The organism is Acinetobacter sp. NyZ410 (assembly GCF_022828975.1).
Lineage (GTDB): Bacteria > Pseudomonadota > Gammaproteobacteria > Pseudomonadales > Moraxellaceae > Acinetobacter > Acinetobacter guillouiae.
Genome location: NZ_CP094620.1, coordinates 4,057,569 through 4,071,081 on the forward strand (window position 1 = coordinate 4,057,569; position 13,513 = coordinate 4,071,081).

Annotated in this window: 10 protein-coding genes and 8 tRNA genes; 5 read left to right on the forward strand and 13 right to left on the reverse strand. The window is 39.0% G+C overall.

What is annotated here, in order from left to right:
* Positions 1-51 precede the first annotated feature (51 nt).
* A complete protein-coding gene (locus tag MTO68_RS19095; RefSeq protein WP_004723765.1) occupies positions 52-216 on the reverse strand; it encodes a hypothetical protein in 165 nt (54 codons plus the stop codon).
* An 83-nt stretch (positions 217-299) separates the two neighbouring features.
* Positions 300-1,922, reverse strand: a complete 1,623-nt coding sequence (locus MTO68_RS19100; RefSeq protein WP_244013974.1) for a mechanosensitive ion channel — start codon at positions 1,920-1,922, stop codon at positions 300-302.
* 534 nt (positions 1,923-2,456) lie between these two features.
* Between MTO68_RS19100 and MTO68_RS19110 the strand changes: the two genes are divergently transcribed.
* Entirely contained in the window at positions 2,457-2,879 is a 423-nt protein-coding gene (locus MTO68_RS19110; protein ID WP_004817681.1) for a hypothetical protein, read from the forward strand.
* A gap of 109 nt (positions 2,880-2,988) precedes the next feature.
* Here the strand turns inward: MTO68_RS19110 and MTO68_RS19115 are convergent, their stop codons facing one another.
* Entirely contained in the window at positions 2,989-3,438 is a 450-nt protein-coding gene (locus MTO68_RS19115; protein ID WP_105714347.1) for an ABZJ_00895 family protein, read from the reverse strand.
* A gap of 478 nt (positions 3,439-3,916) precedes the next feature.
* Complete coding sequence (locus MTO68_RS19120; protein ID WP_004817686.1) at positions 3,917-5,128, reverse strand: multidrug effflux MFS transporter; 1,212 nt, start codon at positions 5,126-5,128, stop codon at positions 3,917-3,919.
* Between the two features lie 146 nt (positions 5,129-5,274).
* On the opposite strand from MTO68_RS19120, the gene yccS reads away from it, so the two are divergent.
* From yccS to MTO68_RS19140, 4 genes are all read left to right on the forward strand, one after another.
* The gene (gene yccS, locus MTO68_RS19125) at positions 5,275-7,449 is read left to right on the forward strand and encodes a YccS family putative transporter (protein WP_081401510.1); all 2,175 of its coding nucleotides are present in this window, start codon (positions 5,275-5,277) and stop codon (positions 7,447-7,449) included.
* A gap of 99 nt (positions 7,450-7,548) precedes the next feature.
* On the forward strand, positions 7,549-8,109 hold the full coding sequence (locus tag MTO68_RS19130; protein WP_004817689.1) for a YcxB family protein: 561 nt from the start codon (positions 7,549-7,551) through the stop codon (positions 8,107-8,109).
* A gap of 159 nt (positions 8,110-8,268) precedes the next feature.
* Positions 8,269-10,914 (forward strand): PepSY domain-containing protein, encoded by a 2,646-nt coding sequence (locus tag MTO68_RS19135; RefSeq protein ID WP_244013976.1) that lies wholly within the window; start codon positions 8,269-8,271, stop codon positions 10,912-10,914.
* Between the two features lie 124 nt (positions 10,915-11,038).
* A complete protein-coding gene (locus MTO68_RS19140) occupies positions 11,039-11,824 on the forward strand; it encodes a YdcF family protein (RefSeq protein WP_244013978.1) in 786 nt (261 codons plus the stop codon).
* Positions 11,825-11,857: 33 nt separating this feature from the next.
* On the opposite strand, the gene MTO68_RS19145 is transcribed toward MTO68_RS19140, so the two are convergent.
* From MTO68_RS19145 to MTO68_RS19185, 9 genes are all read right to left on the reverse strand, one after another.
* Complete coding sequence (locus MTO68_RS19145) at positions 11,858-12,325, reverse strand: DUF2750 domain-containing protein (protein ID WP_034613763.1); 468 nt, start codon at positions 12,323-12,325, stop codon at positions 11,858-11,860.
* 75 nt (positions 12,326-12,400) lie between these two features.
* Positions 12,401-12,476, reverse strand: a tRNA-Val gene (locus MTO68_RS19150).
* Positions 12,477-12,660: 184 nt separating this feature from the next.
* A tRNA-Asp gene (locus MTO68_RS19155) sits at positions 12,661-12,737 on the reverse strand.
* A gap of 8 nt (positions 12,738-12,745) precedes the next feature.
* Positions 12,746-12,821, reverse strand: a tRNA-Val gene (locus MTO68_RS19160).
* 107 nt (positions 12,822-12,928) lie between these two features.
* Positions 12,929-13,005, reverse strand: a tRNA-Asp gene (locus tag MTO68_RS19165).
* An 8-nt stretch (positions 13,006-13,013) separates the two neighbouring features.
* Positions 13,014-13,089: transfer RNA gene (locus MTO68_RS19170), tRNA-Val, on the reverse strand.
* 72 nt (positions 13,090-13,161) lie between these two features.
* Positions 13,162-13,238, reverse strand: a tRNA-Asp gene (locus tag MTO68_RS19175).
* A 44-nt stretch (positions 13,239-13,282) separates the two neighbouring features.
* Positions 13,283-13,359, reverse strand: a tRNA-Asp gene (locus MTO68_RS19180).
* Positions 13,360-13,382: 23 nt separating this feature from the next.
* Positions 13,383-13,458 (reverse strand) — tRNA-Val (locus tag MTO68_RS19185).
* Between the last annotated feature and the right edge of the window lie 55 nt (positions 13,459-13,513).

A 13,513-nucleotide genomic window follows, 5' to 3' on the forward strand; every position in this document is an offset into this window, starting at 1 on the left:
CTATCTATTTTCTATAAAAAAACCGATAAAATTCATGCTTTGTAAACACAATCACTCTTGAGATTTGTTTTGAGATTCATGTTGTTGCTTAACAATTTCGGACGGTTGCTTTTTCGGTTTTGCAAACACAAATTTATAAGCACTTGCTAAAAAACCCACAGTGATTCCTGCAATCACAATGGGTGCAATGAAATTATTTGGCTTTTTCTTAGACATCTCTATTCCCTCTCACTTTTGACCTAAAAATAAAAAGATCGATCAAGCATCAATCCTGATCGATCTTTAAAAGAATTTAAATGTTAATTCGGGTCATCTTTGTCCTGTTTCAATGAATCAGTAAGTGACTTATACTCATTTTCAATCGCAGGGGTATCTGCGGTTACTTGCGTAGCGTCTGTACCACTTGGCTGTGATGAATAAGTATTTTCTTGCTTTAAAGGATTCGGTTGACTTGCCTCTTTCTTGGCTTTATCGATTAAATCCGTTAAAACGCGTTCTGCAGGTTGACGTCCACCTAGACCAAAAGCCAATGCAAAAGCAACTGCCACAGAACCCAATGTTAAGCCAAAAGCAAGATTAACGATCGAATCGGCAATTCCCATGGCTTTTAAACCCATTGCAATCACCAGCCCCATGATCAAAACACGAACCAAGTTGCCTAACCATCTTGAGCTATTATACTCACCACGTTGCACCACATTCGCCACGATATTGGCCAACCAGAAACCGATCACCAAAATCACTGCGCCTAACAAAATGTTGGCACCAAAGTAAATAAACATTGAAATCAAATGACTAACTTGTTCAAAGCCCAGTCGATTTGCCGCTTCGGAAACAGCAAATAACATGGTAAAGAAAACAATCAGATAACCAATGATACAAGAAACTTTCGTGTCACCTAAAAAGCGTTGCAAATCTAATTTTGCAGGAATTTCATCAACACCCGTTCCAGCAACAACTTCTGAAACCAAACGCCCCACAAAACGAGACACCACATAGGCCACAATTAAAATTAATCCGGCTGCAATAATATGTGGAATTGCATACATGATTTCACCCAGCATTGCGGTTGCTGGTTGTGAAATAGCTTGTATACCAAGTGCTTCAAAAGCCACAATTAACGCAGTAATCATGACAACGGCAAAAACAAAAGAGCCTAAAAACTTCGCTAAACCTTGGTTTGAGTTTTTAAATAGCCCTACTTTTTCAATTTGAGTTTGTAAATTTAGACTGTTGATTAAACCCTCAACAATCCCGCGCAGGATTTTTGCCAAGATATAACCGACAAAAACGATGACACCCGCAATGAAAATATTTGGTATATAAGAGACTGCTTCATTCAGCATGTTCTGCACTGGAAGCAATAAGCCTTGCAAACCTAAAATTGATAATACAATTGGTAGGAACAGCAATAAAATTAGCCAATACACAATATCAGCGATATTCTGACTGATCGGACTGACCCCAACATCGGCACTTAATTTCTCATCAAGTTGAGTCCGATCCAAGGCTTTTTTCAAGCCGACTTTAACCAGATTTGCCACAATCCAGCCAATAAACCCAATGGCGACGGCAGCCAGTAATTGTGGAATAAACAATAAGAATTGCTGAATCATCAAACTAAATGGGCTGCTTACGCTGGTAAGATTCAGCACATTTAATGCACCAATCACCGCGATCACCATCACCACCCAAAAAACAATTCGAGAAACAATACTTTCAATATTTGAACGATGACCTGTTGCTGAAGACAATTTTGTATTTGTACCTAGTTTTTCTAGGATTTTTTTAATTCCTGCTGCAACAATCAGTGCAATAATCCATCCCACAATAAGGATGGCAACAGCGGCGAGAATCGGGTGAAATTGATCCCAATAATACATGGCATCAAATCTCCCCCTTGTTTGTAAAATTTCATTCATTTTTTATTTCCTCAAGTTATAGATTTATAACAATCTGAGCGTGCTCAAATGACTTTAAGCAACATTCTTTATTTGAATTGGATACTTGATGAATTACTCTTCTACTTTATCTATTGCTTATATAACGAGCAAATTTAACTGCATAAATACAACAAAAGCATGCAAAAATGAAAAACTCCAGCTTTGCAGCTAGAGTTTGTCTGATCAATATAATCTTTATAGATGATTATGGGATTAAACCCAGTCGGCGATCATGTAAACAAGCAAGGAAACAAGAAATAACCCCACAAGAATAAGCATATAAATGGGTAAGCGATTCTTATGCGTTATATCTTCAGTACTTGTTACATAAGATGGTTTATTGAAATCGTGTTTCATGACGTCCACCTCCATCGAATTGATGTATTTTTATACTAACAGGCTATTTATGATCTGTGTGTAAAAATATTTTAAGCAAAAGTAAATTTTAATTCGAGCAGTTCTTGAAAGATAAATGAGCTATAATATGTACCCCATTTTTTGGCTATTGTAGATATGGCTTATCAACGACAAAGTGTCGAGTTGGACTTGGACACTGATGTCACGCATCAATGCTTCACACATACCTCAAGAGATGACCATCTCATTGGAATTATTGAATTTAATAAGCCTAGTTATATTCTAAAATGGGGCGATTTAGAGTATTTCCGTCGCCGTACAGATGAATTATCCGTTATGCCTTTCCCAGAATGTATCAATGCGATGATTATTGATATTCGCAATATTGTGCCATTTCTGGATAACGAAGTTCCAATCGTGCCATGGCGCTTACTTGAAGAAGACTGCCCGATACGGCTTGTTGTGCCTCAAGATCGTTTAGAACATTATGCAGGGATCTTTGAACCAACGTGGTTAACCACAGACATTGAAATTGCCATTCAAGAATTACGCGAATTTATGGATATGTTCGTACACTAACAGCATATCCATAGCTTAAAAAATAAGATTTATTTTTTGCTTATTTGTATTGACGGAGATTTCATCAATGACTTTGATTTCTCAAGGTAAAATCAACAATTTAAATAGATCATTGACCAAACATTTTAGCTGCCATACGCTGCGCTTGCTTTCCATAAAACCAATAGGTAATTAAATATAAAGGGATTGCCAACATCAGCAACATGATCAATGCAGTGAGCAAAAATTGAGTATTTTGCAGATACATCACAAAAGTTTTCCACACTTCTGGATCATTCTGAGAAAAAAACCAAACACCCGCAAATACCCCAAGTAAATTATAGCCCCAAAATATTGCGGTATAACCAAGAGTCAGTTTTTTACGCTCTTGGTCTGTAGGCGCACGGCGTTGTTGCTTGAGAAAACGATATAACACGATAATCATCGCAATCAAATAAGGTATTGCGGTTAACACGCCAGCAATTTCATTGGGCAATAATGCAGCCAATACACCTGCAACCATGGTCAAGACTAAACAAAGCAGCAAAAACCACAAAAAATATTTGTTTAAAGACACCATGACGACAGCCTAGATTGCATAAAGAACAATATTATAATTTTTTTTCAACTTTTTTTCATTTTCTTGTCAACCAATTTGAAACTGTTGTCGTTATATAAGTATAAGGTCTGCAGCAACCAAATTGATTGCACGGCATCCGCAAAGAAATTTGGAGACCTTCTCTCAGAGAAACTAAAAACTTATGCTTCTTAAGATTCAACTTAGCAGCCTGAATCTTTATAACGAAGTATTTTGGCCGACGATTTACTCATCACTCGAATCGTCGGCTTTTGTTTTTCTGGTATTTTTGTTTTTATCGTTTCTGCTTTGACCGTATGCATGCTTATCGCCTACTTGTTCTAACAATACGATCTCTTAGAACCTGTCAATTTCCTCATACTTGAATAAAAAATACAGATCGTCTTTGATTCAATAAATCAAAATTCACTTTTGTCTTGTAAATCAACAAGACGATCTCATGTTCAGTATTGGTATAAGCTTAAATTTGTTTCATCTTGAACTGTTGAGCCACTTTTAAAATTGCCATAAATCCAGCCACAGTAAAAGCCAACATCAAAATTCCCATATTGAATAAATGATTCCATACAAGAAAATTCAATACCACACCACCCAATAAGCCACACGCAAATTGCATACTGCCCATAATTGCACTTGCAGTTCCTGCTCTTGAGCCTTGTTCAGACATCGCCAGTGCCATCGCATTCGGTCCAGTAAAACCAATCCCTGAAACAGAGAAAAATAAACCCAACATGACAATCACCAATGGTGCATCAGACATGAAACCTGCGCTGACAATAATCAATGCACCTGTGACCTGGATCAAACCACCAATTTTCAAGCGCAGGATCACTGAGAGTTTGTTGGCTAAACGCTTATTGATAGAAGACAGTAAAATGATACCAAAAGCATTAAAACCAAAGGCAATAGCAAACTGTTGCTGAGTTAAATGATAACCATCCATCAACACTGCTGCCGCGGAACTGATATAACAAAATAGTGCTGCACCAGTAAAACAACCTGCCAACATTGGAAAGCGAAAGCTTCGATCTTTAAAAATACAAGCATATAAAATAAACACTTGTTTAAAGTTGAGATGCAGCCTGCGTTCTGGTGCGAGTGTTTCCTTAAATAAAAAGTGTACACAAAACAAGCAGAACAGACCAATCACAAACAAGGCGATAAAGACGCCTTGCCAACTAAAGAATTGTAGAATGGCGGCACCCAAAGTTGGAGCAAGAATCGGGGCAATCCCCATCACAATCATCATACTGGAAAAAGCTTGCGCTGAACCTTGTACATCTAAACGATCTCGAATTGCAGCCCGTGCCATCACCACCCCCACACAGCCCCCTAAGGCTTGTAAAACGCGTGCGGCAATCAACGACCAATGATCAGGTGCTAAAACACACAGCAAGCTGGCAAAAGCAAACAGGGTCATACCAAAATAAAGCGGTTTTTTACGCCCAATACGGTCACTGATTGGACCATAAATCAATTGACCAACAGCAAGACCAAAAAAATATGCAGGCAAGGTATTGGCGATCTGCTGGGTTGTCACATTAAAGTCTTGCGCCATTTGTGGCAATGCTGGCAAATACATATCAATGGATAAGGGACCCAAAGAGGTAAATAAAGCCAAAAGCATAATCCAGCCCGTTGAATACTGCTGACCCACGTTTTTTTCAGACATAGATGGTTTATAATTTGATAAGGAATGTTGCAGACAAGTTTACACTGTCCATTGTATGATTTGTCACAAAGATAAGTGAAAAGCCATATAAGCCAAATCGCATTGCCCAAGTACATAACACCCTATTGATTTAACAAGGATTTCCTTTGAACACTTGGCTGTTAAAACTCAGAAAAGCAACCTACAACACAAGTTTCATGTATAACTTGAGAATGATCATTGCCTTCACAGGGACTGCATTTGTACCTTATCTGTTGGGACAGCAGTTAATGACCATTCCACTGACCTTAGGAGTGGTTGCAGCAGGTCTCAGTGATATAGACGATCGATTCTCTGTACGTATCATGAATTTGATCTATACCTATATCGGATTCTTTATCACCGCTGCCTCAGTGAGCCTGCTCTTTCCATACCCTATTCTGTTTGCCTTAGGTTTGATTGTTTCTTGTATTGGTTGGATTTTATTGGGTTCTTTGGGACGTCGCTATGCCACCATTTCTTATGGCTGTTTGGTGGTCTCTGTGTATTCCATGCTTGGGGTGCATTTATTTGATCAATGGTATATCCAGCCAAGTCTATTGGTGATTGGTGCAATTTGGTATGGGCTTATTTCAACCATCAGTTTTTTACTGTTCCCGGTCCGGCAAGTTCAAGACAAATTGTCTCAATGTTTTTCATCATTAGGTAATTTTCTGTTTTCCAAATCTAATTTGTTTGATGTCGATATGACACCGACCAGCTATCAAGACAGTATGATTAGTTTGTCTATGGAAAATGGACAGCTCATCAGCATTTTTAATGATATGCGTACCGCCTTGTTGACGCGTTTAAAAGGTGACCGAGGACAACGTGATACGCGTCGTAGTTTACAATATTACTTTGTTGCACAAGATATTCATGAACGGGCCGATTCAGCACATATTGATTATCAAAAGCTGGCCAAAATGTTTGAACATAGCGATGTGTTATTTCGTTTCCAACGTATTTTAGCGCTGCAAGGTAAAGCCTGTAAGGATTTGAGTGATAGTATCTTACACCGCACCACCTACCAGCATAATGTCCGTTTTGAGCATGCTTTTAAAAACCTCAGATACTCGCTGGATAAACTCAAAAAAGAAGAAAATTATGACTTAATTTGGGTCAATTCACTGTTTGCGCTTTATCAAAACTTAAAGTCGATTGATGCCCAATTACAAAATCTCGAAACTGAACGACATATAAAATACGATCAAAGTAAAAATTTCGAAAACCAACTTAAAGATGATGACCTCAAAGGTTGGGATGATATTGTCATTCGAATCAAACAAAATTTAACCCCTGAGTCTGTACTTTTTAGACATGCAATTCGCGTTTCGATTGTTTTGTTTATTGGCTATGTTTTTGTGCAACTCACCAATATTGAATACGGTTACTGGATTTTATTAACCGCGCTGTTTGTCAGCCAGCCGAACTTTAATGCGACCAAACGACGTTTGAGATTACGGATTATTGGAACCTTAGGCGGCATTATTTTAGGTTATGCAATTTTGTATTTTGTGCCCTCTATTGAAGGACAACTCTTATTACTCGTGCTTAGTGGTGTATTGTTTTTTGATTTACGCAGTAAACAATATGCCCAAGCCACTGCCTTTATTACCATCATGGCGCTGATCAATTTTAACTTGGATGGGCTTGGCTATGAGGCAGCGCTACCTCGTATGATTGATACAGTGATTGGCTGTGCCCTCGCCTGGTTCGGTGTCAGCTTTATTTTCCCTGACTGGAAGTTCCGTCGTTTACCCCGCACCATTCAACGTTCACTGGAAGCTCAATGCAATTATTTGGCCAATGTAGTCGCTCAATATCATCAGGGACGCAATAATAGTTTAGAGTATCGAATTGTTCGTCGTGCTGCACATAATCGAGATGCAGATGTTGCCTCACTGATTTCAACCCTTGCCACTGAACCAGATTTTGACCCAAGTCAAAAAAGCTTAGCTTTTGAGTTCTTATGTTTAAATCATACCTTTCTTAGCTATATCGCAGCACTCGGTGCACATCGTGAGCAAGTGAAAGACCAACAGGTGCTTAATCTATTGGATCAAGCTTTAGATGATATCTCTGGGGCTTTATTACGGGATGAAATGCCTGATTTAACCGCGCATAATATGTTGAAAGCTATTCGTACCCGTTTAAGCCAATCCGAGTCAGAAGACTCTAAATCACTCATTATTCTTCAACAATTGTCATTAATGTTCAGTATTTTAAAGCAACTGAGTAGCTTGAAACAGAATTTAAGCCATGAACGAGATGATCAATCTACTGAATTGGCTTCTTTATAAATCTGCATCAAAATTGCATCGTTATTTGGTACAATAGGTGCACTAAATCTTGAGATTTAGTGCTAAACTCTGACTAGATTTACATACATTACTGACACTATGACTGCCAAGAATATTTACGCTTATACCTTACAACCTGTTCCGTACGAAGTTTCGGAAGCCGAACAACGCGGCGCTCAACTTGCAATTTGGCGTAGTACCAATAAAATTGGGATTAAAGCTTGGGCAATCATGGGTGTAGCAGTCATACTCTCATTACTTGGCATCGCTTTAATTAAAAACTATTCAACCATTATTTTTTGGGTGGTTCTTGCTGCGGTTGCCATCTATCTTTTGGTTCGCAAATTCGGTCTTGAATGGTATGTAAAACGCAAGATGAATGAATTTCCAGTTCAGGAAATCAAAGGTGTAAAATTAGGTGTACAGCCAAGTGGCATTGTGATGCGTCAACAAATGGGTGTACAAGAAGGTGTTGGAACCGTGGCTTGGAAAGACATTTATGAATGGTACAACACCCCTGAATTCTTACTGGTAAACTTTAAAGTGAAAGGCCAACAAGGCGCATATATTCTACCTAAACGTATGGATAGCAAGAATTTTCCCTTTGAAACACTGCGTAAACATTTAAAAGAAGTTGTTGGTGAACCCAAGACACTTTAATTTAAAATTTTAAAAGGCCTCCATTTTTGGAGGTTTTTTTGTACTTCGCTATTTTAATAAAAATGATAATGAGAATAAATATTATCTGCAAAATTCATTATCTCTCCGATTTATTCAGCTATAATTTGCTATCAAAAATATTCTGCCCTTTGCATTGCCATGTTTAAAAAGATTTTTTTTCAAATTCACTGGTTTCTAGGGATTACTGCTGGTTTAATTCTCTCAATTATGGGAGTGACTGGTGCAATCTATTCTTATGAACAACCTATTCAAAGATGGTTAAATCCAGACAGCTACACGGTAAAAGTTGAAAATCAGGCAAAACTCACGCCTGCTGAAATTTATCAACATTTCCAAACCCAAAACCCTGAAATGAAGATCAACAGTATTACTGTCGCGAAAGCCGCTGAAGAAGCTTCAAACATTAATATTGTCAAAGAAGGCGCACGTAGAGGTTATACCATGATGGTAAACCCTTACACAGCCGAAGTTCTTCCAGAAGTGAAAGGCAAAGATTTTTTTCAATTTATACAGCAACTGCATCGTAACTTAACTGTGGGTGAAGTCGGTAAACAAATTACTGGCGCCAGTACCTTGATGTTAATTTTCTTTGTACTCAGTGGCCTCTATTTACGCTGGCCGAAAAAGCATTCTTTTAAACAATGGTTTGCCATTAAGCCTAAACTCAAAGGTCGTAATTTTCTTTGGGACCTACATGCTGTAGTCGGAACGTGGGTGGTGATCTTTTATTTACTTTTAGCATGTACAGGGCTGTATTGGTCATATGACTGGTGGCGTAATGGTATGTTTAAAGTAATGGGGGTTGAACGACCTCAGCCTGAAATGCAAGCAGCACGTGGTGGAGAAGGTCAAGGACGTCAAGGGACTTCTGGCAATCCTCAACAACCACAACAACGTGGCGAAAAGCAAAATCCAACGACTGGTCATCAACAACCAGACCGTGAAAATAAGCATGAGAATAAAGAAGGTTTAAAACCAGAACAAATTCAACATGTACTTACTCAAACATGGAATGGGTTTAATGCTCAAATTAAACGTGACTATTCGACACTGACTGTTTCGATCCCTAAAAAGCCAGATGGTAAAGTTGAACTCACCTTTGTTGATGCTATTCCACAACATGAGCGTGCACGAAATAAAGCAACCTATAACTATCAAACTGCACAAATTGAAAAATTAGACTTATACGAAAGCAAACCACTCAATGAAAAAATCATGGGAAGTATGCTCCCTGTGCACCGTGGTAGTTTCTTTGGCCCAGTTTTTCAATTCATCGCAATGCTTGCGGCATTGGCAATGCCATTATTTTTTGTTACTGGATGGATGCTGTATTTAAAACGTCGTAAGCAAAAGCGACTCACCCTTGCTGCAAAACAAGCGGGTTCAGCAATTCAAATTGATCCAAACGCAACACCTTGGTTAATTGCTTATGCCTCTCAAACAGGAATGTCTGAGCAATTGGCATGGCGCACCTCAACCAGTCTGCAAGAAGCCCATCAGCCAACAACGGTAAAAGCTGTACAACAACTCTCTGAAGATGACCTCAAGCAAGCCAAACAGATTCTCTTGATTGCAAGTACCTATGGTACAGGTGAAGCACCTGACTTAGCCTCGCACTTTGAGAAAAAGCTTATGGCTACATCATTGGATCTTTCACATTTAAAATATGCGGTTCTAGCATTGGGTTCACAAGACTATCCTGAGACCTATTGTAGCTTTGGGCATCGCATAGATGCATGGTTAAAACATTCTGGCGCGCAACAATTGTTTGCTACGCTTGAAGTCAACAATGGCAATAATGCAGATATCCAACATTGGAATGATGCTTTAGCAAAAGCCACAAAACTCGATCTACAAACAATGTCTATTGATAAAGTTTTTGATCAATGGCGTCTAACAAAACGAGAATTACTCAATCCAAACAGCTTAGGTGCACCCGCATTTAATCTTGAATTACAAGCCAGCTATGATACAGCTTGGCAAGCAGGTGATATTGCTGAAATTCAAACGGGAAATAGTCCAGAACGTATTCAATTGTTCTTGGATAAATATCAAGTTCATGCAGAGACAAAAGTGGATTCACTCGAACAAAGCATTCAAGAAGCGCTTTGGAATCGCGATTTAACTGTTGCTATTGAACCTTTTGCCAATATGGAACACTTACTCGAGCAACTCCCTACGCTACCAACTCGTGAGTATTCGATTGCCAGTATTCCAAGTCAGCAAGTGTTGCGTTTGGTGGTTCGTCAGCAACAAAATCCTCAAGGTGAGCTTGGTCTCGGTTCTGGTTGGCTGACAGAACATGTGCAATTGCGTGATAAAATTGCGTTAAGAATTCGTAATAATGAATCTTTCCATTTAATTACCGATAACCGCCCGATTATCTGTATCGGAAATGGTACCGGGATTGCGGGATTAATGAGTTTGATTCATGCCCGTGTTCGTATGGACTATACTGAAAACTGGTTGATTTTTGGTGAACGCCAACAAGCAAACGATTATTTCTTTAAAGATACAATTCAAGCTTGGCAAAATACAGCGATGCTAAAACGTATTGATTTAGCATTCTCTCGTGATCAAGCTGAAAAAATTTATGTACATCATAAACTGCGTGATCATGCCGAAGAACTGAAAAAATGGGTGGCCAATGATGCGGTAATCTATGTCTGTGGCAGTATCAATGGTATGGCAACTGATGTTGATCTCGCTTTAATTGATATCCTTGGAGAAGACACCGTTGAACAATTACGTTTAGATGGTCGTTATCGTCGTGATGTTTATTAGGGTCTATTGAATAAATTTACCCACCAAAACCGAGCTCAATTGCTCGGTTTTTTTTGATTCATATATAATAAATGCACAGATTTCGTTTAGAATTAGATTAATTTTTAATGATTTGTTTTCACCCATGTATAACAATAAACTCTTCCGCATTGTCTTTTTTTTGCTGGGATTTGTCTTATTCCTCGATGGATTTATTTTAATTTTATATAAAAAAATCCACTTAGGAACAATACTCCCTTTGCTGATTGGCTTAGTCTTTATCACTACAGCGCTATGGAGCCAACACATTCAGCAGTATTTGGCCCAACACTTAAAGTTAAAGAAAATCTGGCGCTTAGGATGGGTTCTATTTACACTTTGGTCAGTCAGCTTAATCGGCTTCTTTGGTTATATCCACTTAAAATCCCAACAAAATACAGCAGAAAATAATCTACAAGCCATTATTGTGTTAGGCAGTGGCATTACCCAAGGAAAAGCCTCACCGACCCTCGCAAAACGTTTAGATCAAGCCGGTGAAATTGCAAAACAACAATCACAAGCTTTGATCATTGTCAGTGGTGGTTTAGATTTTGGTGAAGAAAAACCTGAAGCAGAAATTATGTCGCAATATTTACAAGAGCAGATGCAAATCCAAGCCAGTAGAATCCTACAAGAAAATAAAAGTACCAGTACTGACTTAAATCTAAAAAATAGCCAAGCGATTTTAAAAGCGCATGGTTTAACTTTAGACTCTAAAATTGCGATTGTGACCAGTGATTTTCACACCTTACGTGCCGCAGCAATCGCCAGAAAGCAAGGCTATCATAACTTCATTACTGTAGGTGCTGAAACTCCACTCACGACACGCTATAACGCATGGTTAAGAGAGTACTTTGCTTATAGTAGCGGTTGGGTGCTCGGTGAATATTAAGGCACAGAATGCCATATCATTGTTTGTACAGCGTTACTGATGTAAGCGAATTTTACGTGGTAAGGGTAAGCGTTTATTGTTTTGAAATAACTCAGGTTGAGTCGTATACATCTGATATAAATAATTTTTGATATCGAGTAAAAATTTATTTGTCGAAACTAAAATATTCCGCCCTTCAGGGGTTAAATTTATAGAAATTGCGGTATTATTTTGTTTGATAAAAGGAATCATCTGTTCAATAAAAACAATGAGTTCAACTTCTTGAACTGCATAACGGCTCCAGTTATCTTTAATCAGAAGTTGTGCCAAATTTTTACTTTGCCAAACAGCTAAAGACTGTTGCCCTGTCGGTGATGCGCACAAAGCCCAGCCATCATCATAAAGAACAAAAACCTTGGTTTGTGAAACAATCATTTCGACAAAATGTTTGTATTGGTCTAGGGTTTGGACTGAGTTTTTTTGAGTTGAAGAAGCAGCTTTACGTTGATATGGATTTCGCATAGAAAATTTATTTTTAAAATACTTATGCTTATATATTATACAGAAGTTCTAAACAAATAACTAGATTGGAAAATGTGGTGGGCGCTGACGGGATCGAACCGCCGACATTCTGCTTGTAAGGCAGACGCTCTACCAACTGAGCTAAGCGCCCTGAGTGTGGATAAACAAAGTTATTTACTCTGTTTGAACCTATAAGAAAATCGATGATTTAATCTTAAGTTCTATCCTAAAGATGGGGAGTAAGCGATATGAAGTCTATAATGTTTGATCTTTAAAAATCAAAAACTTCAAATTCTTACCATTCCAAATATCTTGATCTCAGGAAATAAGATAAATGGCGCAGCGGACGGGACTCGAACCCGCGACCCTCGGCGTGACAGGCCGATATTCTAACCAACTGAACTACCGCTGCGTTGTATATGGTGGGCGCTGACGGGATCGAACCGCCGACATTCTGCTTGTAAGGCAGACGCTCTACCAACTGAGCTAAGCGCCCTGAGTGTGGATCATCACAATATTACTTTATCAGAACATAAAAGAAAACAATATTCCCTTTCAAATTCTTATACATCCAAATATCTTGATCTCAGGAAATAAGATAAATGGCGCAGCGGACGGGACTCGAACCCGCGACCCTCGGCGTGACAGGCCGATATTCTAACCAACTGAACTACCGCTGCATTGTATATGGTGGGCGCTGACGGGATCGAACCGCCGACATTCTGCTTGTAAGGCAGACGCTCTACCAACTGAGCTAAGCGCCCTAAACTAGAATAAATAAAAAACTATTTAGACTCTAATTCAGTATTACATGTCACTGCAAAATCATTCTAAAGTGGCGCAGCGGACGGGACTCGAACCCGCGACCCTCGGCGTGACAGGCCGATATTCTAACCAACTGAACTACCGCTGCACTTTAACAAATGAATTGCTATACATACGATGATTGAATTTAAGTGGCGCAGCGGACGGGACTCGAACCCGCGACCCTCGGCGTGACAGGCCGATATTCTAACCAACTGAACTACCGCTGCACTAAAAATTCAACGTTAAAGCTTGGTGGGCGCTGACGGGATCGAACCGCCGACATTCTGCTTGTAAGGCAGACGCTCTACCAACTGAGCTAAGCGCCCTAACGACTTCATCGTTTGTGAGGTGCATTATAGAGAATCTTTACTGAGTGTCAAA

Excerpts from the sequence above, each read along its gene's own strand:
- MTO68_RS19095 (WP_004723765.1), bottom strand. The coding sequence starts at position 216 with ATGTCTAAGAAAAAGCCAAATAATTTCATTGCACCCATTGTGATTGCA.
- MTO68_RS19100 (WP_244013974.1), bottom strand. The coding sequence starts at position 1,922 with ATGAATGAAATTTTACAAACAAGGGGGAGATTTGATGCCATGTATTAT.
- MTO68_RS19110 (WP_004817681.1), top strand. The coding sequence starts at position 2,457 with ATGGCTTATCAACGACAAAGTGTCGAGTTGGACTTGGACACTGATGTC.
- MTO68_RS19115 (WP_105714347.1), bottom strand. The coding sequence starts at position 3,438 with ATGGTGTCTTTAAACAAATATTTTTTGTGGTTTTTGCTGCTTTGTTTA.
- MTO68_RS19120 (WP_004817686.1), bottom strand. The coding sequence starts at position 5,128 with ATGTCTGAAAAAAACGTGGGTCAGCAGTATTCAACGGGCTGGATTATG.
- MTO68_RS19130 (WP_004817689.1), top strand. The coding sequence starts at position 7,549 with ATGACTGCCAAGAATATTTACGCTTATACCTTACAACCTGTTCCGTAC.
- MTO68_RS19135 (WP_244013976.1), top strand. The coding sequence starts at position 8,269 with ATGTTTAAAAAGATTTTTTTTCAAATTCACTGGTTTCTAGGGATTACT.
- MTO68_RS19140 (WP_244013978.1), top strand. The coding sequence starts at position 11,039 with ATGTATAACAATAAACTCTTCCGCATTGTCTTTTTTTTGCTGGGATTT.
- MTO68_RS19145 (WP_034613763.1), bottom strand. The coding sequence starts at position 12,325 with ATGCGAAATCCATATCAACGTAAAGCTGCTTCTTCAACTCAAAAAAAC.